This window comes from Microbacterium sp. X-17 (assembly GCF_039615055.1).
Map to the genome: position 1 here is coordinate 1 of NZ_JBDHNI010000004.1, position 22,602 is coordinate 22,602.

Annotated in this window: 26 protein-coding genes; 14 read left to right on the forward strand and 12 right to left on the reverse strand. The window is 70.2% G+C overall.

The window, feature by feature from the left end:
* The 4 genes from dmpG to ABCS02_RS19485 are packed head-to-tail and all read right to left on the reverse strand — an operon-like array spanning nt 1 to nt 3,797.
* Nucleotides 1-1,014: a 4-hydroxy-2-oxovalerate aldolase gene (gene dmpG, locus ABCS02_RS19470; protein WP_345837347.1), complete on the reverse strand. Its 1,014-nt coding sequence runs from the start codon at nt 1,012-1,014 to the stop codon at nt 1-3.
* Nucleotides 1,014-1,964, reverse strand: a complete 951-nt coding sequence (locus tag ABCS02_RS19475) for an acetaldehyde dehydrogenase (acetylating) (protein ID WP_345837348.1) — start codon at nt 1,962-1,964, stop codon at nt 1,014-1,016. Before ABCS02_RS19475 ends, dmpG begins: the two co-directional genes overlap by 1 nt.
* A complete protein-coding gene (locus tag ABCS02_RS19480) occupies nt 1,961-2,872 on the reverse strand; it encodes an alpha/beta hydrolase (protein ID WP_345837349.1) in 912 nt (303 codons plus the stop codon). Before ABCS02_RS19480 ends, ABCS02_RS19475 begins: the two co-directional genes overlap by 4 nt.
* Nucleotides 2,873-2,903: 31 nt before the next feature.
* A complete protein-coding gene (locus ABCS02_RS19485; RefSeq protein ID WP_345837350.1) occupies nt 2,904-3,797 on the reverse strand; it encodes a VOC family protein in 894 nt (297 codons plus the stop codon).
* 200 nt (nt 3,798-3,997) lie between these two features.
* On the opposite strand from ABCS02_RS19485, the gene ABCS02_RS19490 reads away from it, so the two are divergent.
* The gene (locus tag ABCS02_RS19490) at nt 3,998-4,804 is read left to right on the forward strand and encodes a fumarylacetoacetate hydrolase family protein (protein ID WP_345837351.1); all 807 of its coding nucleotides are present in this window, start codon (nt 3,998-4,000) and stop codon (nt 4,802-4,804) included.
* 136 nt (nt 4,805-4,940) lie between these two features.
* On the opposite strand, the gene ABCS02_RS19495 is transcribed toward ABCS02_RS19490, so the two are convergent.
* Together ABCS02_RS19495 and ABCS02_RS19500 are read right to left on the reverse strand one after the other, a co-directional pair.
* Nucleotides 4,941-5,477 carry a TetR/AcrR family transcriptional regulator gene (locus ABCS02_RS19495; protein ID WP_345837993.1) on the reverse strand — a complete coding sequence of 179 codons (537 nt, stop codon included), beginning with the start codon at nt 5,475-5,477 and terminating at the stop codon, nt 4,941-4,943.
* A 93-nt stretch (nt 5,478-5,570) separates the two neighbouring features.
* Nucleotides 5,571-6,446, reverse strand: a complete 876-nt coding sequence (locus ABCS02_RS19500; protein WP_345837352.1) for an IclR family transcriptional regulator — start codon at nt 6,444-6,446, stop codon at nt 5,571-5,573.
* A gap of 468 nt (nt 6,447-6,914) precedes the next feature.
* On the opposite strand from ABCS02_RS19500, the gene ABCS02_RS19505 reads away from it, so the two are divergent.
* Entirely contained in the window at nt 6,915-7,796 is an 882-nt protein-coding gene (locus tag ABCS02_RS19505) for an alpha/beta hydrolase (protein WP_345837353.1), read from the forward strand.
* Nucleotides 7,797-7,805: 9 nt separating this feature from the next.
* On the opposite strand, the gene ABCS02_RS19510 is transcribed toward ABCS02_RS19505, so the two are convergent.
* Both ABCS02_RS19510 and ABCS02_RS19515 read right to left on the reverse strand, forming a co-directional pair.
* On the reverse strand, nt 7,806-9,047 hold the full coding sequence (locus ABCS02_RS19510; protein ID WP_345837354.1) for an acyl-CoA dehydrogenase family protein: 1,242 nt from the start codon (nt 9,045-9,047) through the stop codon (nt 7,806-7,808).
* Between the two features lie 206 nt (nt 9,048-9,253).
* Nucleotides 9,254-9,805 carry a hypothetical protein gene (locus ABCS02_RS19515; protein WP_345837355.1) on the reverse strand — a complete coding sequence of 184 codons (552 nt, stop codon included), beginning with the start codon at nt 9,803-9,805 and terminating at the stop codon, nt 9,254-9,256.
* Between the two features lie 68 nt (nt 9,806-9,873).
* Here ABCS02_RS19515 and ABCS02_RS19520 point away from each other — a divergent pair, with 68 nt between their 5' ends.
* From ABCS02_RS19520 to ABCS02_RS19545, 6 genes are all read left to right on the forward strand, one after another.
* The gene (locus ABCS02_RS19520; RefSeq protein ID WP_345837356.1) at nt 9,874-11,385 is read left to right on the forward strand and encodes a GMC family oxidoreductase; all 1,512 of its coding nucleotides are present in this window, start codon (nt 9,874-9,876) and stop codon (nt 11,383-11,385) included.
* A gap of 11 nt (nt 11,386-11,396) precedes the next feature.
* Entirely contained in the window at nt 11,397-11,936 is a 540-nt protein-coding gene (locus ABCS02_RS19525) for a hypothetical protein (RefSeq protein WP_345837357.1), read from the forward strand.
* 97 nt (nt 11,937-12,033) lie between these two features.
* The gene (locus tag ABCS02_RS19530) at nt 12,034-13,470 is read left to right on the forward strand and encodes an FAD-binding oxidoreductase (RefSeq protein ID WP_345837358.1); all 1,437 of its coding nucleotides are present in this window, start codon (nt 12,034-12,036) and stop codon (nt 13,468-13,470) included.
* 56 nt (nt 13,471-13,526) lie between these two features.
* On the forward strand, nt 13,527-14,954 hold the full coding sequence (locus tag ABCS02_RS19535) for an FAD-binding oxidoreductase (RefSeq protein ID WP_345837359.1): 1,428 nt from the start codon (nt 13,527-13,529) through the stop codon (nt 14,952-14,954).
* A 19-nt stretch (nt 14,955-14,973) separates the two neighbouring features.
* Entirely contained in the window at nt 14,974-15,954 is a 981-nt protein-coding gene (locus ABCS02_RS19540) for an amidohydrolase family protein (RefSeq protein WP_345837360.1), read from the forward strand.
* A 31-nt stretch (nt 15,955-15,985) separates the two neighbouring features.
* Nucleotides 15,986-16,462 carry a nuclear transport factor 2 family protein gene (locus tag ABCS02_RS19545; protein WP_345837361.1) on the forward strand — a complete coding sequence of 159 codons (477 nt, stop codon included), beginning with the start codon at nt 15,986-15,988 and terminating at the stop codon, nt 16,460-16,462.
* A gap of 119 nt (nt 16,463-16,581) precedes the next feature.
* On the opposite strand, the gene ABCS02_RS19550 is transcribed toward ABCS02_RS19545, so the two are convergent.
* From ABCS02_RS19550 to ABCS02_RS19565, 4 genes are all read right to left on the reverse strand, one after another.
* Complete coding sequence (locus tag ABCS02_RS19550) at nt 16,582-17,349, reverse strand: SDR family oxidoreductase (protein ID WP_345837362.1); 768 nt, start codon at nt 17,347-17,349, stop codon at nt 16,582-16,584.
* Between the two features lie 142 nt (nt 17,350-17,491).
* Nucleotides 17,492-18,715, reverse strand: a complete 1,224-nt coding sequence (locus ABCS02_RS19555) for a hypothetical protein (RefSeq protein ID WP_345837363.1) — start codon at nt 18,713-18,715, stop codon at nt 17,492-17,494.
* Nucleotides 18,716-18,825: 110 nt separating this feature from the next.
* The gene (locus tag ABCS02_RS19560) at nt 18,826-19,389 is read right to left on the reverse strand and encodes a TetR family transcriptional regulator (RefSeq protein ID WP_345837364.1); all 564 of its coding nucleotides are present in this window, start codon (nt 19,387-19,389) and stop codon (nt 18,826-18,828) included.
* Nucleotides 19,356-19,910: a MarR family transcriptional regulator gene (locus ABCS02_RS19565; RefSeq protein WP_345837365.1), complete on the reverse strand. Its 555-nt coding sequence runs from the start codon at nt 19,908-19,910 to the stop codon at nt 19,356-19,358. Before ABCS02_RS19565 ends, ABCS02_RS19560 begins: the two co-directional genes overlap by 34 nt.
* A 79-nt stretch (nt 19,911-19,989) precedes the next feature.
* On the opposite strand from ABCS02_RS19565, the gene idi reads away from it, so the two are divergent.
* From idi to ABCS02_RS19595, 6 genes are all read left to right on the forward strand, one after another.
* Nucleotides 19,990-20,526 carry an isopentenyl-diphosphate Delta-isomerase gene (gene idi / locus ABCS02_RS19570; protein WP_345837366.1) on the forward strand — a complete coding sequence of 179 codons (537 nt, stop codon included), beginning with the start codon at nt 19,990-19,992 and terminating at the stop codon, nt 20,524-20,526.
* A gap of 58 nt (nt 20,527-20,584) precedes the next feature.
* Entirely contained in the window at nt 20,585-20,782 is a 198-nt protein-coding gene (locus ABCS02_RS19575; protein ID WP_345837367.1) for a type II toxin-antitoxin system VapB family antitoxin, read from the forward strand.
* Nucleotides 20,779-21,150 carry a type II toxin-antitoxin system VapC family toxin gene (locus ABCS02_RS19580; protein ID WP_345837368.1) on the forward strand — a complete coding sequence of 124 codons (372 nt, stop codon included), beginning with the start codon at nt 20,779-20,781 and terminating at the stop codon, nt 21,148-21,150. The genes ABCS02_RS19575 and ABCS02_RS19580 overlap by 4 nt, the downstream gene beginning before the upstream one ends.
* Before the next feature lie 20 nt (nt 21,151-21,170).
* A complete protein-coding gene (locus tag ABCS02_RS19585) occupies nt 21,171-21,533 on the forward strand; it encodes a hypothetical protein (protein ID WP_345837369.1) in 363 nt (120 codons plus the stop codon).
* Nucleotides 21,534-21,536: 3 nt separating this feature from the next.
* Nucleotides 21,537-22,064 carry a zeta toxin family protein gene (locus ABCS02_RS19590; protein WP_345837370.1) on the forward strand — a complete coding sequence of 176 codons (528 nt, stop codon included), beginning with the start codon at nt 21,537-21,539 and terminating at the stop codon, nt 22,062-22,064.
* Nucleotides 22,065-22,151: 87 nt separating this feature from the next.
* Nucleotides 22,152-22,502, forward strand: coding sequence for a carboxymuconolactone decarboxylase family protein (locus ABCS02_RS19595; protein ID WP_345837371.1), 351 nt, complete (start codon nt 22,152-22,154; stop codon nt 22,500-22,502).
* The last annotated feature ends 100 nt before the right edge of the window (nt 22,503-22,602 follow it).

The window sequence follows — 22,602 nt, forward strand, 5'->3', positions numbered from 1 at the left end:
TCAGGTGTGGGTGGCAAGGAGGTCGAGGGAGACGTCGATGATCATGTCTTCTTGGCCGCCGACGAGGCCGCGGCGTCCGCATTCGACGAGGATGTCGCGGACGTCGAGCTGGTAGGTGGCGGCCGCGTTCTCGGCGTGGCGGAGGAAGCTGGAATACACCCCCGCGTACCCCAGGGTCAGGGTTTCCCGGTCGACCCGCACGGGCCGGTCCTGCAAGGGCCGGACCAGGTCGTCCGCGGCGTCCTGCAACGCGAACAGATCACAACCGTGTTCGAACCCGGACAGGTCCGCGACCGCGATAAACGCCTCCAACGGGCAGTTCCCCGCCCCCGCACCGTGCCCGGCGAGGGACGCGTCCACCCGGAACACCCCGTTCTGCACCGCGACCACGGAATTCGCGACCGACAACGACAGGTTCTCGTGCGCGTGAATCCCGATCTCCGTCCCCGGATCCAACACGTCCCGGTACGCGCGGACCCGTTCGGCGACCCCGTCCATCGTGAGCCTCCCCCCCGAATCGGTGACATACACGCACTGCGCCCCGTACGACTCCATCAACTTCGCCTGCGCAGCCAACTCCACGGGGCCGCTCATGTGGGACAGCATCAGAAACCCCGACACATCCATCCCCAACTCCCGGGCCGCCGCGATGTGCTGCGCGGAAATATCCGCTTCCGTGCAGTGCGTCGCGACCCGCACCGACCGCACCCCCAACTCATACGCCCGCGTCAACTCATGAATCGTCCCCACCCCGGGAAGAAGCAACGTGGTAAGCCGGGCCCGGTCGATCACGGACGCGGCCGCTTCAATCCACTCCCAATCACTGTTCGACCCCGGACCATAATTCAACGACCCCCCCGCGAGCCCATCCCCATGCGCAACCTCGATCGCATCCACCCCCGCCGCATCCAACGCGCGGACGATGGCTTTCACGTTCTCCGGAGTGATCCGATGCCGGACCGCGTGCATCCCATCACGCAACGTCACATCCTGCACGAAAATCTTCGACCCCATCACACACCCGCCTTCACAACAGCGATCCGCTCCGCAGTCTGCACCGCCGCCGACGTCATAATGTCCAAATTCCCCGCATACGCCGGCAAATAATGCGCCGCACCCTCCACCTCCAAAAGCACCGACACCTGATGCGTCGGACGCCCCCCCGCATAGCCCGGGTCCAGGAGAGTCTCCACCGGCTGATCCGCCGGCACCGGCCGGATCGTGACCGGCTGCTTCAACCGATACCCCGGCACATACCCCGCCACCCGGGAAACCATCTCCTCCACACTCGCCACCACCCCATCCAGCACCGACTCATCCTCGACCCGGACCAACGCGAACACCGTGTCCCGCATCATCAACGGCGGCTCCGCCGGATTCAAAATAATGATCGCCCGACCCCGACCCGCACCCCCCACCCGCTCAATCGCCAACGACGTGGTCTCCGTGAACTCATCAATATTCGCCCGCGTCCCCGGCCCCGCACTCCGCGACGCGATCGACGCAACAATCTCCGCATACACCACCGGCACCACCGCACTAATCGCCGCGACCACCGGGATCGTCGCCTGCCCCCCACACGTCACCATATTGATATTCGACGCATCCACATGCTCATCCAAATTCACCGCAGGCACCACATACGGACCAATCGCCGCCGGCGTCAAATCAATCAACCGCTTCCCGTACGGCTCCAACACCGAAGCGTTATGCACATGCGCCCTCGCGCTCGTCGCATCAAACACAATCTCGATCTCCCCAAACCCCGGCATCGCGACCAAACCCTCAACACCCTCATGCGTCACCGGAACACCCAACCGCGCCGCACGAGCCAAACCATCCGACGCCGCGTCGATCCCCACCATCGCCGCCAACTCCAAATTCACCCCACCCCGAATCACCTTGAACATCAAATCCGTCCCAATGTTCCCCGACCCAATAATCGCAACCTTCACCTTGCTCATCCCTCAAATCCTCCATCCCCGACCAACAGGCCGGACTCTTCCGAGGTGTGCATCTGGGCGTCGACCCGGCGCAGGAAGCGCAACAGGTGCGACACGTATCGTTCCGGCGACTCGATCGTCGGCAGGTGTCCGGTTCCCTTGAGGATCACCGCTTCGGCGTCGTCGAGGTGAGCGAGGAACGCGAGTGTGTGCTCGAGGGGCACGACGCGGTCCTCACGGCCGGAGATGATGAGCGACGGCACGGTGACCGCCCGCCCGAGCCGCGGCTCCTTGGCGAACCCCGTTGACGCCTGGACGGCTTCGAGGTGATCCGGGGCCTCCCGCGCGATCCGCTCGATCTCCTCGATCAGCTCCGCGTCGACGTGACTGGGGTCATGGAACATGCTGAGGAGGAACCGCCGCAGGTTGTCCGGTGTCTGCTCGATCTCGTACGCGATGCCCGCACGCACGCCCTCTTCGGGCGCGGGCGCGAGGAGGTTGCGGACCGTCGGGTCGGGCAGGTGCGAGGAGCCCACCACCAGACTGCGCGTGAGCTCGGGGTGATCCTGGGCGAACACGAAGGCCGTGCTGCCGCCCGTGGAGGTTCCCACGACGTGCGCGGACGCGATGCCGAGCTGCCCGAGCAGGCCCGCCGCGAGGTCCGAGCCCAGCCGGTACGCCGGGCCGGTGTCGCGGACGGGACCGGTCCGGCCGTAGTTCGGGAGGTCGACCACGATGCAGCGGAACTCCGCGGCGAGGGATCCGAGGACGTCCCGCCACGTGATCCACGCGGTCATCCCCGGCTGCGGACCCCACCCCGGGAAGAGCAGGACCGGCACGCCGGAGCCCACGTCGTGGAAGTGGACCGGCACCCCGTCCACCGTGAGCGTGCGGGACGTCTCGTTCTCCCCGTATGGATCGGGAGTCATGTCACTTCCTCGAAGGCACTGCGGGCGCGGATCAGCCGTAGTAGTTGCCGACGATCTGGTGGCCCCAGATGTCGGGCCAGTCGTAGTGTCCGACCGTCCAGGTGTCCTCGTCTACGAGGCGTCCGAGCGCGCCGTACTCCATCGCGACCCCGGACGGGTTCACGACGTAGAACGACGTGATGTGGTCGTTGATGTGCTTGCCGAGGTCGGTGACGATCTCGATCCCGCGCTCCTTGACGCGGTCCAGCGCCATGCCGACCATCTCGAGCGTCTCGACCTGGAGCATGAAGTGGTCGAACCAGGTGGTGTGCCCCTCGTTGTGGCTCAGGCCGTAGGCGAAGCTGTGGTGGCGTGGGTTGGCGCGGACGAACGTGTCGCCCTTGCCGCCGCGCACCGCGACGGTGTCGCTGATCCGCAGGCCCAGGATCTCGAGGTAGAACCGGTCCGCGGCCTCGTAGTCCGGGAAGAGGATGCCGTGGTGGCCGTAGCCGAGGTCGCCGGGGCTCTTGTCGGAGGTGACGAAGCGGGCACCGGTCGGCGAGACGAAGGGGTCGCGCGGGCAGAAGGCGCCGTAGAAGATCTCGACCTGCGTGCCGCCCGGGTCCTGGCAGCGCAGGAGACCGCGCACGCCGCGACGCTCCGCGAGCTCCTTGTCGTCGACGTACTCGACGCCGTACTCCTCGAGCCGCTGGGCCATCGCGGCGAACTCGTTGGCGTTCGCGACCTCCCAGCCGCTGTACGCGTGGCCGCCCGGGCCCTGCTCGATCGAGACGCGCCAATCGCGCTCGTCGATCCGCAGCCGCAGCTCGGTGTCGGTGGAGCTGTCCGAGATGGAGGCGCCGATCACCTCGGTCGCAAACGTGCGCCACTCCCCCAGGTCCGGGGCGGTGAGCCCGATGTACCCGTTCGCGATCACTCTCGGCATGTGCGGTCCCTTCATCGGCGGGGGCGGTGGGCCTGTGCCGCGGGGGCCATGGGCCCGGGCCGCGACACGTCGTTGGCTACGACGACGCTATGCAGGCCGCCGTCGCGTGAACGAGTCAGGGGTCCGGCTACCGAACCCGGCGCCTCGCTCAGCGGAACGCCCGCTAGACGCATGCCGGGCCGGTCCCGCATGATGAAGCCGTGTCAACGAGTGCTGAGTCCCTGGCCGACAACCCCGCTGTCCTCTCCGCTGCGGATCGCCTGTGGGATGCCGCAGCATCCGGCGAGCCCACGGCGCCGGTGCGCGACGTGCTCGGAGCATCCGACATCCAGCGCGCCTACGCTGTGCAGAACATCCTCCGCGGGCGCCGCGAAGACGGGGGCGCGCGGGTCGTGGGCCGCAAGATCGGCCTGACCTCCGACGCGGTCCAGAAGCAGCTCGGCGTCGATCAGCCCGACTTCGGCTACCTCTTCGACGACATGCGGCACGCCGACGGCGGCACCGTGCCCTTCGCCGACGTGCTCCAGCCGCGGGTCGAGGCGGAGGTCGCGTTCCTCCTCGCCGCCGACCTCGACGAGGGCCCGCTCGATCTCGCGGCGGTACGCGCCGCTGTCGCCTACGCCTCACCGGCGATCGAGGTGTGCGGCAGCCGCGTGCAGGACTGGAACATCAGCCTCGCCGACACCGTGGCCGATAATGCGTCGGCCGGGGCGTTCGTCATCGGGGCCGCCCAGCTGTCGCTGGACGAGGTCGAGCCGGCCGCGGTGTCGATGGCGATGTCGATCGACGGCGAGACCGTCTCGACCGGAACCGGCGCCGACTGCATGGGCGATCCGCTGGAGGCCCTCGCGTGGCTGGCCCGGACTGCGCGCGACCTGGGCGACCCACTGCGCGCCGGCCAGGTCATCCTCTCGGGTGCCCTCGGGGCGATGCGTCCCGTCCTGCCCGGATCGACCGTGCGCGCCGAGTTCACGACCCTCGGCGCGGTCGAGATCTCCTTCTCCTAACCCCCCACTCACCCGTCCCCTTGGTCTGCGACGACGGTCGATCGCGACAGGTGAGCGGGAACGGCCCGAGGCTCGCCTGTCGCGTTTGACGCGCGAGGCCGCCGATCGCGACAGGTGAGCGGATGGGCTCCGCGGGTCAGCGGGCGTCGGCCGCCGCGAGGCGAAGCAGGTCGCGCAGTCGCGCGAGGATGCCGGACGTGTGGGTGGGGTTGCTCAGCATCATGTGCTGGAGGACCAGCCCGTCGGTCACGGCGATCACGAGACGCGCGAGCGAGCCGTCGGGATCGGGAATCCCGAGATCGTGCAGACGCGCCGTGATCCCCTCGACCGACAGCTCGTGCTGATCGCGGATCGGCTCGATCTCGTACTCGCCCCGGATGCCCGCGAGGATGAAGTCGTAGATCAGCAGGCGGGTCAGATCATGCCGGCCCTCCTCGTCGAGGACCTGCGACTCGAGGTGCCCGAGGAATCCGTCGAGGGATTCGTCGGGATCCACGAGCGCCGCGATGTCGCGTCTCGACTGGAGGAGGAGCGCCTCACGCAGGAGCGCGTGGCGGGAACCGAAGTAGTGACGGACGAGGCTGTGTGCGACGCCGGCCGCGTCGGCCACCGATCGATAGGTGACGGACGCTTGGCCGTCTCGCGACGCGACGGCAACGGCCGCCTCGAGCATCCGCACGCGAGTCGCCTCTGCGTCTCGGCGCGGGGCTACCTGGGTAGACATATCCCAGCAAACTACCAGTTTCTGTGTTTTCGGGCCCGTTCTTTATCGGACGCTGGACACCTTGTTGACGGACATGGCAATTCTCGTAGCGGCGTCGCGAAGCGGCGGAAGCACCTGCGAAACCTGCAACAGCGTCGAGCGCCGGGTCAAGGTCACCACGGCGCGCTTCTGGCCGTCGCGCCCGGGAACGAGCACGGCGATCGAGGAATGTCCGGGGGTGTTCTCCTCGAAATCGAGGGCGAATCCGGCTTCCCGAATCGACTGGATCTCATTCACGAGGCGGTCGACCGACGTGATCGTCCGCGGCGTGAGCTGCGGCAGCGGGTCCTCGCCGAGGTAGCGGCGGAGGTCGTCGTCGTTGTAGTGGAAGGCGAGGAACAGCTTTCCGGCCGCCGTGGTCGTGAGCGGGAGGCTCCGGCCGAGGGCTGTCGTGTTGTTGCGGTCGTTACCGCCGGCGATCCGGTCGACGAAGTACACCGACGGTCCCTGGCGGATGACGAGGTGCACGGTCAGGCCGGTCGTGGCGAACAGGTCCACGAGGTGCGGCCGCGCCGCATCCTGCAGGATGACGGACACGGGCGTGCGCCGTCCCAGCTCGAACACCCGCATCCCGAGCTCGTACCACTCGCCGTGCTTCTCCAGCAGACCCCATTGGCACAGCTCCTGTGCGAGCCGGTGGGTCGTCGGCTTGGGGATGCCCGCGCGCCGAGCCAGCTCGCTCAGCTTGACGCGGAAGGTGCCGCCGTCGAATGCCTCGAGGATGAGGTGGGCTTTGCCGAGCACCGACTTGGGGTACTCGCTGCCCTCTTCGATCAGGTCGTCGATGACCGGATCCACGAAGTCGTCGTGGACGCGGTCCAGCAGGCCGGTGGCCGAAGCGGTTCCCGGCGATTTCACGATGATGGCGCTCAATGACATCTGTCGATCTCTCTCTACTGCCCAGTTGGACAATTGCGAGAGTAGCCCTCTCTCGTGGCGAAGGGGAGCCCCAATCAGCGAATTTTTATTACATTCACATTTCGCGGACTTTACGGAACAACGACGAATAGCGCCATCCGATTCCGGCGAAAATCGGAGGCGCGAAACCCGCCCTCCGTGGTAAAGGGAGTGGCGGTGAAAAATCGTGTCGGTGCGTCTTGTCGTGGACCCCGCATCGCCTTCGTCGCGAGGTCCGGTCCCCACCCGACCGAGCGGCATCGCGCAGTCAGGTCCACACACACTAACCACGGCCGCGACCCGTCCCTATGGCCATCCGTCACGTGCGGAGGGTCTCCGGCTGGCCGATCCGCCCTATCCACCCACCGGACCGGCCTCTTGACTGGCCGTGTTCGGCGCTGGGAGCATCCCCGCGTGCGCCATGGCGGCGCGACGAGAGGACGACCACAGATGGTGACCGAAATTCGCGAGGTTCGCGACTGCAACAACCCCCCGGAGGACGCCATCGCGACGTGGCTGCCGACGCGGCGGGTCGACTACCGCCTCGCGTACGGCCCCGACGCGGCACAGTTCGGGGACCTGTGGATCCCCCGCGACACCACGCCCGGCCCGAACGGCTACCCCGTGGCGATCGTCGTCCACGGCGGGCTGTGGACCTCCGAGTGGACGCACGAGCACTGTGACCGCATGGCCGAGGCCCTCAGCGACGCGGGCTTCGCGACGTGGAACCTGGAGTTCCGCAAGCTCGGCAACACCGGCGGCGGCTTCCCCGGGACGTTCGAGGACATCGCCACGGCGGTCGACCACGTCCGGGAGCTCGCGAAGGACTTCCCGCTGGATCTGAGCAAGGTCGTCGTGGTCGGTCACTCCTCCGGCGCGCACCTCGCGGCCTGGATCGGGGCACGCCACAACCTGCCGGCCGACAGCCCGCTCTACCGCGCTGACCCGCTGCCGATCAGCGGCGTCGTCGAGCTCGCCCCTGTCACCGACCTGCAGCTCCTGTACGACATCCTCCGCGAGGACTGGCCGGTCATCCAGGAGTCGCTGTACACGCTGAGCGGTGCGGACTCCGACGAGGGGTTCGCGGCGATGCTGCCGCAGATCTCCCCCGCGCACATGGGCCCGGCCGGCGTGCCGCGCACGATGGTCATCGGCGAGGACGACCCGACGCCCGTCGACATCGTCCGCGGGCTCGCGCAGCAGGCCGAAGAGGCCGGCGACACGGTCACTCTGGTGGTCTTCGCCAGCGCCAACCACTTCGACCTCGGCGACCCGGGCACGGAGCTGTGGGACTCGATCGTGGACCGCGTGAAGGAGCACGTCCGCGACTGACGTCGCGGGTCAGAGCTGCGGGCCGGCGGGGTGACCCGCCGCCACGCGGCCGAGACTCTTGTGGAGGATGTCCCACTGCGCGAGCACGTGTGTCCGGAACGTGGCGGCGTCGTTGAAGAGGCGGCCCAGCTTCGCACCGTTGATGGCGGACGACGAGGTCCCCGCCGTGGTGAAGGCGAGGTCGATCGCCCTGCCGGCGAGCAGGGAGGCCTGAACGACCTGGCCGCGGAGGCGGATGTCGTCGAGCTGCGTCATCTCCGGCCCGCCGCGGGTCCATTCCTCGCACATCCGGGCATACTCCGCCACGGCACCGCGCAGAAGCGCCCGCGCCGAGTCCACGAGCGAGATGATCTCGCCATACCAACGCAGGTAGTCGTCGGACTCGGCGCGGGGCATCCGCGGTGGGAAGCTCGAGAAGCGCGCGAGAAGGCGCTCGTACTCGTCGAGGGCAGCCTGCGCGATCCCCACCTGTACGGCCGCGAAGCCGGCGGAGAAGGGGACCATCGTCCGTCCCAGGAACAGGGATGACCCGAGGAGCCGATAGCCCGGTGTCCCGGTCTCCCCCCAGGGGTGGTCGTCGAAGTCGAAGACGACGACCTCATTGTCCGGCACGAACGCGTCCTGCACCTCGATCGTGTTCGATCCGGACGCCTGCATGCCCAGCGCGACGTCCACGCCCCAGTCGTCGAGCACCGTGTACTGGTCCCGTCGGACGAGGAAGACGTGGAGGATCCCCTCCCCCTGCGCGTCGGGGATCGGTGCCGTGGCGAGGAAATGGGTGCTCCACGTGGCCCCCGAGCAGAAGTTCCACCGACCGCTCAGCCGGTATCCGCCCTCGACGCGCTCGACCTCCGCGTGCAGCGGGCCCGAGCGGCAGGGCGCGAGGAAGTACTCGCCGTCGTATGCCGTCTCCTGCGCGTCCCCCGGCCAGTACGAGGAGAACAGGAACGTGTCGCAGGCGCCGGCATCCAGACCCCAGGCCACGCCCGCGTCGCCGCGAGCGAGCTCTGCGATCACGTCGTAGTAGACCGGGAAGCCGAGCTCGAGCCCGCCGTAGCGGCGCGGACGGAGGATGTCGTAGAAGCCGGCGGCCAGGAACTCGCGATGGATCTCCTCCGAGTAGCCGCCGCTCTCGGCGTGGACGTCGCGGAGTTCCTCGAGTCGTGGCCGAAGGGCGCGAGCCCGGGCGACGGGATCGAGCGGCGACTCGGCCACTCCGACGGCGGTCTCTTCGACCCTCGGCTGTTCCATGACACCGGCATCCTCACCCGGCGCCACCCTGCGCCGACGATCGTCACGCTAGTCACGTCTTCGCGCGGGCGCGAATGGACCTATGGACAGCCCACCCACCCGAGTTTTGTACATCAGTACAATGTTGGGCGTCGTCCGTGTCGGTACGTTCGGCGCCGAGCCTACGTCACCGAGGATGAGGGAGCGCGGTCGTGGGAACGCCGGAGTCACGCGAGGGTGCGGGCGCCGACGACGTGCTCGAACGACGGGCGCACCTCCGCCGCCGGAATGGGCCGGTCGCGCAGCAGGGCGTCGAGCTCGTACCCGCGATAGGCGGCGTCGAGGTGGCGCGCCGTGCTCGCGCCGCAGAACGGCGCGAGCACCGTCGGAAGCATGTCCTGGCATCGCGTCGCGAGCGGCCGGAGCTGATCGATGCGCATCGCCGCGAAGTGCAGCTCGTACTCCACCCGGAGCCGGTCGCGATCCGTCGTCTTGCTCTCCAGCAGCGCGGCGAGCTTCTCCGCGACGTTGGCTGCCGAGAGGCCCACGGCCCACTCCTCCAGCACCTCGGCGTAGTCGGCGACACCGCGCTCCATCGCCAGCGTGATGAGGTCGGTGATCGTCGCGAAGTAGTAGGTGGTCAGCCCGAGCGTGATGTCCGCCTCGTCGGCCACCGCGCGATGGGTGATGCCGACCACGCCGTCGCGTGCGGCGACGCGGAGGGCGGCATCCGCGATCTCGGCACGGCGATCGCGCCGCGGCTTGCGTGGGGTCGGCATCTCGCTCTCATCGTAGGCCGCCGACGCGCGGCCGGGCACGGTTCGGATCGACGACGAAAGGAACGGGCATGACGACGAGGACGGCGGACTACGTGATCGCGGGCGGGGGCACGGCGGGCGCCGTTGTCGCGCGCCGCCTGGCGGACCAGGGGCACGAGGTGATCCTGATCGAGGCCGGCCCGACCGGCGTCGGGGATCCCAGGGTCGAGATCCTCACCCGATGGGAGGAGATGATCGAGACGGACCTCGACTGGGATCTGCCGATCGAGCCCGCGACCGCGGGGAACCCCGCCGTCCGGTACGCGCAGGGGCGGATCCTCGGCGGATCGAGCGCGCACAACAACGCGATCGCCTTCCGGGCCGCCTCGTGGGACCTCGACCGCTGGGCCGAGCTCGGCGCCACCGGCTGGGCGGCGAACGACTGCGAGCCCTACTGGGAGCGGGTGTTCGGGCGGGTGACGCTGGAGGACGCCCGACACGACCACCCCTGGGCGCAGGCGTTCCTCGCGGCCGGCCAACAGGCCGGACTCCCTCTCGTCGACATGGGCGCTCCCGATATCGCGGAGGGCATCGGCTGGTTCCGGCAGAACAAGCACGGCGAGCGCCGGACGTCCAGCGCCGTCGCGTACCTCTTCCCGCTCGACGCGCTGCCGCCGAGTCTCACGGTCCTCACCGGTGTGACCGTCCTCCGGGTGCTGCTCGACGAGGCGGGCGACGCGATCGGTGTCGCGACGAGCGATGGCGACGTCCTCGCCCGGAAGGAGGTCGTGGTCAGCGGCGGCACGTTCGGGTCGCCCAAGATCCTGATGCTGTCCGGCATCGGCCCCGCGGACGCCCTCCGAGCGGCGGGGATCGAACCGCGCGTCGACCTCCCCGGGGTCGGCGGGCATCTCGTCGACCACGTCGAGACCACGGTGCTGTGGGAGGCGTACGGTCCGCCGGACTTCACGAACGACACGCACTGGACCGTCGGCTTCTTCGCGACAATCGACCGCGGTGACGCGGACGGCGGGGCCCGGCATCCGGAGATCCAGGCCAACCTCAGCACGACGCGGTCCGACGAGATCACGGTCGCCGCGGGCTATCCGTCCGCCGAGCACGTGTTCTCGCTGCATCCGAACGTCGCGAACCCGCGCGGCGAGGGCCGGGTGTCGCTGCGGTCGGCCGACCCCGCCGATCCCGTGCGGATCGTGTCGGGTCACTTCGCGGACGGCGACGGATACGAGGCCGCTGTGCTGGCGGAGGGGATCCGCTGGGTGCGGCGCCTCGCCGCGCAGCCCGCCTTCGCGGGGATCATCAAACGCGAGCTCGCCCCCGGCCCGGAACTCACCGGCGACGAGGAGCTCGCGGAGTACGCGCGCAGGACAAGCTACACCGGATTCCACCCCGTCGGCACCTGCCGGATGGGCGCCGCCGACGACCCGGACGCCGTCGTGGATGCGGAGCTGCGCGTCCGCGGGGTCGGGCGGCTCCGGGTCGCGGACGCCTCGGTCTTCCCCACGATCACCTCTGCGAATCCCTGCATGACCGTGATGATGGTGGCGGAGCGCTGCGCCGCGTTCCTCGCCGGGGAGAGGTGAGGAAGACCGCGATGGGACGATCCGCGATCCTCACGCCGGAACGGTGCGCGTCCGCTCTCGAGCTGATCGCCCCGACCGTCGCATCCCACCTGACGCCCGGCGGCCGATTCGCCGCCCGGTTCGGCGAGCTCGTCGTGCTCGACCCGGTGCGCTCGTACTCCGCGGCCTACGACGAGGGGCCGGAGAGCGCCGCGTTCCAAGACGACGTCATCATGTGGCACCACCGATTCGGCGACCCCGCCGAGTGGGACTTCGACTACGGGCACGCGGCCCGCACGAAGGCGTACCTCGCGTTCAAGCACCGCCTCCCGTCGGAGTGGGTGCTCGACCAGTACGGCTACCTGCTGGAGCCCGACCTGTGCCTCTACGGCGGCACCGCCGTCGACCCGCGCGGCGGCCTCATCGTCGGGTTCTCGGGCGCGGCCGCCCACCACGACCGATTCGTGTGCGAGATCATGCTCGCCGCCCTGCGGAACGTCGTCGGCGAGGAGCTCGAGCGGATCCGGGCGACGCCCGACCTCGACTATGTTCCGCGCCCCGGACCGGCGTGACGCGGTGGCCGGAGGCCGACAGGAAGCCAAAACCGGCGCGGCGGTTTCTCCGTGTGGCCATACCCCGTCCTCGATGCGGGCCACTACGGTCGGGGCGATGGACGCTGACGCCCAGACGCCCCCCGGCGACACCGCCGGCGCGGCGGCGATCGCCGCGCGGTTCGCGCGCATCCTGGGCGAGCAGCACGTCCTCACGCCGGCGACGGGCGACCTGACGCCGTACGGACGCGGGCGGGGGTTCACCCCGGCGACCGCGCCGGCACTCGTGCTGCGCCCCGGCACCGCGCGGGAGCTGGCGGATGCGCTCGGGCTCGCGACGGAGACCGGCACGACCGTGGTCGCCCGCGGCGGCGGATACTCGGTGGGCGGCTACGCGTACCCGCCCGGCGACCCCGTCGCCGTCATCGACACCCGGCGACTCGACCGCGTGATCGGGATCGACCGCGAGAACCTCACGGTGACGGCCGAGGCCGGCATCCTCAACGGCGACCTGACCGCGGCCGTCGCGGAGGCGGGACTGCGCGTGCAGACCGTCGCCGTGCCCGTGCGCCACACGACTCTCGGCGGGTCGCTGAGCGGCGTCGTCGGAGCGGGCGTCCCGGCACGCAGCTCCGTGACCGGCGGCAACGTCCAGGACGTCGCCGGCCTGCTCGTCGCCCTGCCCACCGGTGCCCTCCTGCGCACGGGCGCGGGCGGGGCGAACGTGCACGCGACCACCGACGCGTTCCCGGGCCTGGGCGGCCCGAACCTCACCGGGCTCTTCCTCGGCGACGGCGGCGTGCTGGGCATCAAGGCGGAGGCGACGATGTGCCTCGAGCCGCTGCCGCCCGCGGCCGGCGGAAGCGCGTGGGCGTTCCCGGGCGAGGATGCCGCGTGGGGTGCCCTGACGGAGCTCATGGGCCTCGTCGACCTGCCGTACGTCTCGCTCGGGGTCTCGCCCCGCCCGGAGTGGACGATGCTCGCCCGCACCGAGGCCGACTCCCCCGACGCGCTCACCCGCAAGCTCGCCGCGATCGAGGCGGTCGTCGCGCGCTGGGGCGGCATCCTCGGCGCCGACGAGTACCGCGCCGAGGCGATCGCGATGGGCGAGCCGGGCGGAGCCTGGGCCGAGGTGTTCCTCGAGCAACGGCGTGAGATCGTCGCGTTCGTCTCGCCGCGGACCGGCTACCGCACGCTCTTCCGCGACCTCGTCGCGTACGCCGGCGCACGGGCCGCAGAGCTCGGTCTCGCCGACCTCGTCTCGCTGCACCCCTACTACGCGCCCCACGGCCGGCACGCGATCTACACGACCCTCAGCCTCGTGGCGGACGCCGAGCCCGGCGAGCGCGCGGGCTCCCTCGTGCAGCTGATGCACGACTGCGTGCGCTTCCTCACGACGCGCGGCGCCGCCACCGAGTTCCACCAGGGCGCGACGTCGCAGCTCGCCGCCGAGGGATGGAGCGACGACTATCGCCGCGTGATCGGGGCGCTTCGCCGCGCGTTCGATCCCGCCGGCATCCTCAACCCCGGTGTCTGGGAACGACACCCGACGTGATCACCCACCGAACCCACGCGCCTCGCGCATGAGCCCCGACGAAAGACGATAGAGAGATGACCAACGCCGCATCCGCCCGCTCCGATGTCGACTTCGCGCCGCTGCGCGACGCGCTGCTGCCCGAGAAGGCGCTGTTCCCGGGCCTCTCCCGGGCCGGTTCCCGCATCATCGTCCCCGGCGACGCCGACTACGAGGTCGTTCGTCGCGTGTGGAGCTCGCACGTCGACCGCCGTCCGCTCGCGATCGTCCAGGTGACCGGCGTCGCCGACGTCATCGCGACCGTGAACTTCGCGCGGGAGAACGGCCTCACCCTCGCCGTCCGCGGCGGTGGGCACGCGAGCTCGGGCTACGGCACCGTCGACGACGGGATCGTGCTCGACCTCTCCCCGATGCGCGGCATCTTCATCGACCCCGAGGCGAAGACCGCGCGCGCCGAGGCGGGCGTCCTGCTCGGCGAACTCGACCACCAGTGCGCACCGCTCGGCCTCGGCGCCGTGGGCGGCACCAACTCCACGACCGGCATCGCCGGCCTCTCGCTGCACGGCGGCTTCGGCTACCTCTCCCGCCAGCACGGCTACACGGTCGACACCGTGCGCTCGGTGCAGATCGTGACCGCCGACGGTGAGCTGCGCACCGCATCCCGTGACATCAACCCCGACCTCTTCTGGGCCGTGCGGGGCGCCGGCGCCAACTTCGGCGTGGCGGTGAGCTTCGAGTACCAGCTCTTCGATCTCGATCAGAACATCCAGGCCGGCGCGATCGGGTTCCCGATCGACCGCGCCGCGGAGTTCTTCGCCCTGTTCAACGAATGGGCGCCCGGGACACCCGAGACGCTCTACAGCGAGGCGCTCGTCTGGTACCAGCCCGGTGACGACGGCGAGCCCACGGATGTTCCCGTCGTCGCCCTGTCCGTCGTCTACACCGGATCCGACGACCTCGACGCGATCCTCGCGCCGATCCGGGCGTTCGACGAGCCGCTGTTCGACGACGTGGCGCCCACGACCTATCTCATCGTGCAGAAGCAGTACGACGAGACGATCCACCACGGCCTGAGCATGGTCCACACCTTCGGGGTCCTGCCGACGCTGACGCCCGAGCTGATCGACGAGGTGCTGACCGGCTTCCTCGCCACGCCGTCCCGCCACACGCTCGTGTCGTTCGGCCATTGGGGCGGCGCGATGACGCGTCCCGCGGCGGAGCCGAGCGCCCTCGCCCGCGGCACCGCGCCGTGGCGCATCGTGTGCGAGACCATCTGGCCCGACGGCGATGACGCCGGCGCGAACATCGCGTGGTCCCGCGACTACTGGAACACGCTGCGCCCGCACTTCGCCGACGAGACCCAGTACCTCAACTACACGACGTACGCCGACGAGGAGACCGTCCGCCGCGCCTACGGCGAGGAGACGTACTCTCGCCTCCAGGCCGTGAAGCGCACGTGGGACCCGGAGAACTTCTTCCACGTCAACTTCAACATCGTCCCCTGAGCGCGAAGGAGCGGATCCGATGAAGCTGGTCGCCCTCGAAGAGCACATGGCCACGCCCGAGCTGCAGCGGGCGTGGGGCGGGCTGTCGGTCACGAGCGCCGACGGCGACGACATCGCGGCGCTCCTGAACGAGGTCGGCGACGAGCGCCTGCGGCGGATGGATGACGAGGGCGTCGACGTGCAGGTGCTCTCGCTCGGCACTCCGGGCATGCAGGACCTGCCGCCCGCCGAGGCCACGACGCTCGCGCGCGCGACGAACGACGTGATCGCCGACGCGGTCGACGCCCACCCGGACCGCTTCCAGGGGTTCGCGGCGCTGCCCGTGACGGCGCCGGAGTCCGCCGCGGCGGAGCTGCGCCGCGCGGTGCAGGAGCGCGGGCTCGTCGGCGCGCTCCTCAACGGACGCGCCGGCGACCGGATGCACGATGACCCCGCGTTCGAGGGCATCTTCGCGACCGCCGCCGAGCTGGGCGTCCCGCTCTACCTGCACCCCCGCCAGCCGCACCCCGCGGTCGAGAAGCTCTACTACGGCGGCTCGCCAGCGGTGGCCGACGCCTTCGACATCTGGGGCGTCGGCTGGTACTACGAGTCGGGCATCCAGCTGTTCCGCCTGATCTTCTCCGGCCTGTTCGACCGCCATCCCGACCTGCAGGTGATCGTCGGGCACTGGGGGGATGCCGCGGTGCTCCTCGCCGACCCGGTCTCGATGCCCGACCCGGCCCAGCTCGGGCTGCGCCGGCCGATCGAGCAGTACCTCCGCGAGAACGTGTACGTCACCGGCAGCGGCATCCGCAGCCACCGTGCCCTCCGCTGGAGCGTCGAGGCACTCGGCGCGGACCGGGTCATGTTCGCGACGGACTATCCGTGGGTGCGCGCCGACGGCGCGACCCGCAACGGCGGCGCGCGCCGCTTCCTCGTCGAGTCGGGGCTGCCGCCCGAGCAGATCGAGCGCATCGCCCACGGGAACTGGGACGCGCTCCTCGCCGGCATCCGCCGCTGACACCCCTCCCTCTAAGAAAGGCGAAGACAGTATGGACGCTCAGGAGCAAGCCGACCGCCTCGAGCTGATGCACCTCGAGGCCAGCTACACGGTCATGTTCGACACGAAGGACGCCGAGGGGTGGGCCGCCCTCTTCACCGAGGACGGCTCCTACACGCCCGCGTACTTCGCCCGCACGCCGCACGACGTGCCGCCCGTCGGCATCGGCCGCGCGGGGCTTCTCGAGTTCGCGAAGAGCTTCCCCGAGCGGACCCAGCACATCTTCGGCCTCCCGTACTTCACGATCGAGGGCGACCGCGCCGCGGCCCGCATCCCGCTCGTGTCGGTCGGCGTCGGCGAGTACGGCACGCACGTCGCCTCGCAGCTGTACCACGGCTACTACGACGTGCAGTACAAGCGCACGGCCGAGGGCTGGCGCATCCACCGCCGCCAGAGCAACGTGATCACGCAGGCGGACACGTACCAGGGCAGCGGCCCCGCCCGGATCGACCCCGTCTCCCACGACTGAGGGTCGCCGCGGAGCGGCGCACAACTCCTGCAGACCGCCGGTTGCGCAGGCCGGGTCGCCGGAAACGGCGCAATCCCCGGCCTGACGAGGCCGAGGATTGCAGGAGTTGTGCGCGGGCTCTACTCGAGGAAGCCCGCGGTCGTACCGCCGTCGATCGGGTAGACGAGGCCGTTGGTGTAGCTCGCCTCGTCCGAGAGCAGGTGCGCGAGCACCGTCGCGACCTCGGACGCCTGCGCGAAGCGCCCCATCGGGTTGCCCTTGGCGGCCTCCGCGCGCTCCTCGGCGCTGACGCCCTCGAGGATGCGCTCGTGCATGGGCGTGATGATCCAGCCCGGCGTCACGACGTTGCTCCGGATGCCGCGGGCGCCGAACTCGAGCGCGAGCGCCTTGATGAGCCCCACGACGCCGTGCTTGGCCGCGCAGTACGCGGTCCAGTCGGGGTAGCCGTGCGTGCCGCAGTCGCTGGCGACGGCGACGATGGAGCCCTTGCCCCCCTCGAGCATGTACGGGATCGTGACGCGCGCGGTGAGCATGACGCCTGTGAGGTCGATGTTGAGGCAGCGGTTCCACTCCTCGATGCTCGTCTCGAGGAACGGCTTGATGACCTCGATGCCGGCGCACGCCGCGGCGGCATCGATGCCGCCGAACGCCGCCGCACCCGCCGCCGCGGCGGCGGTGAGGTCGTCGAGCGAGGTGACGTCGCCGGCGTAGACCACGGCGGAGCCGCCGGCGGCCTCCACGAGCGACTTCGTCTCCTCGAGCCCCGCCGGGTTGAGGTCGAACAGCGTCACGGCCGTGCCACGGCTCGCGAGCTCGAGGGCGGTCGCACGCCCCATGCCGGACGCGCCGCCGGTGATGAAGGCGCTGCGCGGGGAACTGCTGGTCATCTCGGGGTCCTTCCCTCGGATCGCGGCGATGCGTGCCGCAGGTGCTCGCTCGCGGAGCGCTCCCTACTCTGGTGCCCGCGAGACGGAGCGGATATCGCCAGACGTCGCATCCCGCGCCCGGCGTTTGGCCATGAGGAGCGGCTCAGCCCAGCGGTCCGAGGCCCACGTTCAGGCGCCCGGCGTCGGTGTGCAGCAGATCCCACTGCGCCCCGATGTGTGTGCGGTACATGAGCGCGTCCTGCTGGAGCCGGCCGAGCGTTGCCCCGGCGAGCGCGGTCGAGGACGTACCGCCGGTGACGAACGCCTGGTCGACGACCCGGCCGGCCAGCTGGGTGGCCTGCACGACCATCCCCCGCAGGCGCGCGTCGTCCGCCTTCGTGAACTCGCCTTCTCCGGCCGCCCACGCGACCTTGCGGGCCTCGAACTCGATGAGCGCCGCGTCCAGCAGGGCCGCGGCCGAGTCGGTCATCGACATGAGCTCGCCGTACCAGCGGTGGTAGAAGAACGACTGGTCGCGGGGCCCGCGGGGCGGGATGCTCGCGCTGCGCGTGAGCAGGCGCTCGTACTCGGCGAGAGCCGCCTGCGCGATGCCGACCTGCGTCGCACCGAACCCGGCGGCGTACGTCGTGTAGGTACGGCCGAGGTAGAGCGGGTCGCCGTGGATGCGGAAGCCGGGCGTGTCCGGACCGCGGCCGAAGTCCCGCACGACGGCGAGGTCGTCCGGGACGAACGCGTCGTCGATCACGATCGTGTTCGACGCGGACGCGTGCATGCCGAGCGCGGCATCCCGGCCCCAGTCGTCGAGGATCGTGTAGTCCGCCGGCGGCACGAGGAAGAGGTACGGCGTCTGCGTGCCGTCCTCGTCGGTCACCGACGTGCCAGCCAGGAAGTGCGATCCCCAGGTGCTGCCCGAGCAGAAGTTCCAGCGGCCGGAGATCCGGAATCCGCCGTCGACGCGCCGCACGCCCGACTCCGGCGGCGCGACGCGCGATGCTGCGATGAAGGGCGCCGCCGAGAACGCGGCCTCCTGCGCCGCGAGCGGGAAATAGCTTCCGACGTCGTACGCGCTGGAGGTCGCGGCGCTGAACGCCCAGGACACCCCGGGGTCGCCGACCGCGATCTCGCGGACGACGCTGTAGAACGTGCGCAGCCCGAGCTGCAGCCCGCCGAAACGGCGCGGCCGAAGGATGTCGTACAGCTGCGCCTCGAGGAACGCCTCGTGCACGGGCGCCGAATAGGTGCCGATGCGGGCATGCTCGGGCTGCAGCTCGCGCAGCAGCGGCTGGATCGCACGCGCGCGAGCGATGAGCTCTTCGGGCGTGGGGGTGGTGATCTCGCTGGGGACGTCGAGTAGTTCGGTGCTCATCCGGATGGGTCGTTCCTTGCGTCGGAGGGTCTTCTCGACGTTAGGCGGCGGGCGCCGGGGAAATGTTTCCGGAATGTTTCAGACGGATGACCCGTGTGTTTCGAGGTACGTTACCGAGCCGAGATCTCGGGCGACTCCGCGGCGGCTTCACGCAGGAGTCGATCGATCTGCGCGACGATCTCGGCCACGTTCTCGACGGCCTCCGGACGTTCGAGCCGGACCTCGAACCACAGCCGGTCGGCGGCCATCCGTGCGGTGAGGAGACGTCCGCGCACCTCGTCGGAAAGGGCGGGTGACACCGCCAGCCACTCCGCGAACCAGGACGTCGTAGGCCCCGCCAGCCGGTCGCGGTACAGCCGCTCGGCGAACAGGCGAAGCTCCCACGGCGGCGCGTCGACGCCGACCAGGTGCGCGTACGCGCCGATGCGGTCCGCCACCGGCACGTCGAGCGATCCGCCCAGCTCGTCGCGGAGCCGGTCGCGCCACAGTTCGAGCACGTATTCGGATGCCGCGACGCGCAGCGCGTCCTTCGTCGGGAAGTGGTACATCACCCCCTGCTTGGTCAGGCCGCATGCGCGCGCGATCGCCTCGAGACTGACGTCGCGCCCGTCCGCCCGCACCAGCAGGTCGAGCGCGGTGCTCAGGATGTCGGTGCGCGAACTGGCCCGAGCCATCGTGCCTCCTCGTTCGTCTCGCTGAGGGCCGCGGCATCCGGACTCGTCGCCGACGGCGCCGTTACGGCATCCGCGATCTCCCCCAGGAACCGCGCGATCACGGCCAGTTCGGCGTCGTCGTAGCGGCCGGCCACCCCGCGCATGGCGGCGAGCCGCGCCCCGAAGTGGCGGTAGAACTCCCGGCGGGACGCCTCGGTCAGCGCGATCACACGCGCACGCCGATCCCGCGGGTGCGGGTGCCGCTCGACGTGCCCGGACGCGACGAGCCGGTCCAGCAGCTTCGTCGTCGAGGCCGTGGAGATCCGCAGGTGCCGAGCCAGCTCGTGGGGGCTCACCGGCTCGCCCCGCTGCTCGCGGATGACAAGCATCCGCAGGGCGGCGAGGTCGGTCTGGTTCAGCTGCATGTCGCCCCGCATGATGCCGTGCATGCGGTCGAACGCATCCCCGAGCACCCGCAACTCGAGCAGGGCCCCGAGCATCGCCTGGTCGTGCGGGGTCTCCGGCAGCCATGGTGCCGACATCGTGGACACTCCTTCCACCCCCTTGTATCATCGCAGCACCACACATAGCTAGCTAAGCTAGCGATGCGAGAGGACGGGCATGATCGACACCGACCGGGTCGTCCTCCTGGATGACGAAGGCCGCCCCATCGGCACGGCCCCCAAGAGCAGCGTGCACGGGATCGACACGGCGCTGCACCTCGCGTTCTCCTGCCACGTCCTGAACGATCGCGGCGAGCTGCTCGTGACGCGACGCGCTCTCGGGAAGCGCACGTGGCCCGGCGTCTGGAGCAACTCCTTCTGCGGCCACCCACGCCCCGAGGAACCGGTCGACGAAGCCGTGCATCGGCGGGCCGAGCACGAGCTGGGGCTGGGTCTCGCCGACCTCCAGCTCGTCTTGCCCTCCTTCCGCTACCACGCGACCGACGCCAACGGGATGGTGGAGCACGAGATCTGCCCGGTCTACATCGCGCGAGCCGCCTCCCCTCTGCGGCCGAATCCCGTCGAGGTCGCCGAGATCCGCTGGGTCGACCCGGCCGCGCTCGCCGTCGCGCTGCGCGCGACACCGTGGGCGTTCACCCCCTGGCTGGTCCTGCAGGCCGAGCAGCTCGACCTCCTCCGTCGCCCCCCAGCCTGACCCGCGTATCATCAGGATCATCACTGATTGATGCATCTCTCGATGCGGGAGGCCAACGATGAGGACCACGGTCACACTCGATGACGAACTGCTCGCGCGGGCGGCGGAGCTCACCGGGATCACGGAGCGCACCGCGCTCCTGCGCTCAGGTCTGGAGACACTCGTCCGCGTCGAGGCGGGACGACGACTGGCCGCGCTGGGAGGCTCTGATCCGCACGCCGCGGGCGTACCGCGACGACGCGACAGCGCCGCATGATCCTGGTCGACACGTCCATCTGGATCGATCACCTCCACCGTGCGGATTCCACGCTGACGTCACTGCTCGAAAGCGATGAGGTGGGTACCCATCCGCTCGTGATCGAGGAACTCGCGCTGGGCTCCCTCGCCCGGCGGTCCGTCGTTCTCGAACTCATCGCGTCGCTTCGCCGGTTCCCCATCCTCCGGCACGATGAGCTACTGGCACTCGTGGAACGACGTCGCCTGTGGGGTCTCGGTCTGAGTGCGACGGATGCGCATCTCCTGGGATCGGTGGCGCTCGTGCCGGGCGCCCGGATCTGGACGCGCGACAAGCGCCTGGCGGCGGCCTGCACGAGCGCCGGAATCACCCTGGGGCCGGCGGTGTAGCAGACCGCTACACCGGGAGCATGAGCAGCACCATGCCGATGCGCGTGGACGGCGACCTGTTCGACGCCGCCAAGGCGGTCGGCGCGGTCGCGAGCCGCAGCGCCGCACAGCAGATCAACCACTGGGCGCGGATCGGACGAGAGCTGGAGGCGTCGCCCGGCACGAGCCCGCGCGACATCCAACGCGTTCTCGCGGGCAAGGCGTCGTACGACGACCTCGGCGAGCGCGGGCAGGCGGTGGTGCGCGCGATCTGGGACGAGCAGATGGCGGAGCGCCTCGCGCGCCTGGATCTCGCCGCGGAGTTCACGCGGACCGGGCGATCGTGGACCGAGGCCGACGAGCAGGGCGGGGCCGTCGAGCGGGTCCCCGGCACTGCCGTCTGACGCGTGCCCGTTCTCCACGTCCTTGCCGGGCCGAACGGCGCCGGCAAGTCCACGTATGTGGCACGCATCCTCGAGCCGGTCACGCACCTGCCCTTCGTAAACGCCGACCTGATCGCTGCGGAGCGCTCGCAGCTGCTCGCGGCGCGGAGATCCTTTCTCACCGAGACGGTGTTCAGCCATCCGAGCAAGCTCGCGCTCCTGGATGAGGCGATCGCCCGCGGATACCTCGTGCACGTGCACGTGATCCTCGTTCCCGTCGACGTGAGCATCCGCCGCGTCGCCGAACGCGTGCGAGAGGGCGGGCACGCCGTTCCCGAGCGGAAGATCCGCGAACGATACGCGCGGCTGTGGGACCTCGTCGCGCGCGCACGCGTCGTCGCCGATCGCACGGACTTCTTCGACAACAGCACCGCCCGGCACCCGTTCCGCCGCGTGGCCGCGTACGAGCACGGACGGCCCATCGGCGAGCCCGACTGGCCCGCCTGGGCGCCGAAGGAGATCGCGGGCGCGACGCCGGACGACGGAGTGTGACGTCGGCGGGTCCCGGGGTGGGAGGCGGCGGCTAGCGTGAGGCGGTGCGCCGCGGGCGCACGGCCACGACACATCGACGGGAGTCCCATGTCCGACTACTTCGACCGCACCGAGGACCGCAAGTACACGCGGGTGTACAAGGCCGAGACGCCCGACATCCTCGCCGCGTTCGCCGCCTTCGATCAGTCGGTCTTCGCGGCCGAGGGTCGGGAGATTCCCCTGAAGTACCGCGAGCTCATCGCCCTCGCCGTGGCCCTGGCCACCCAGTGCGTGTACTGCATCGACGCGCACTCACAGAACGCCGTCGCGGCGGGCGCGAGCGAGACCGAGCTCGCCGAGACGGCCTGGGTGGCGACCGCGATCCGCGCCGGCGGCGGATACGCGCACGGGCGCCTCGCCTTCAAGTTCGCGAGCGGCGTCCCCGCCCACCAGCACTGAGGACGTGCGCGGCCGGAGGTCGTTGTGTTGCGCCACGTATCGGCGTGTTGCGCCGCGTGAAGCCGCCCCGGATAGCGGGGGTCCAGTCCGTCTAGCGTGA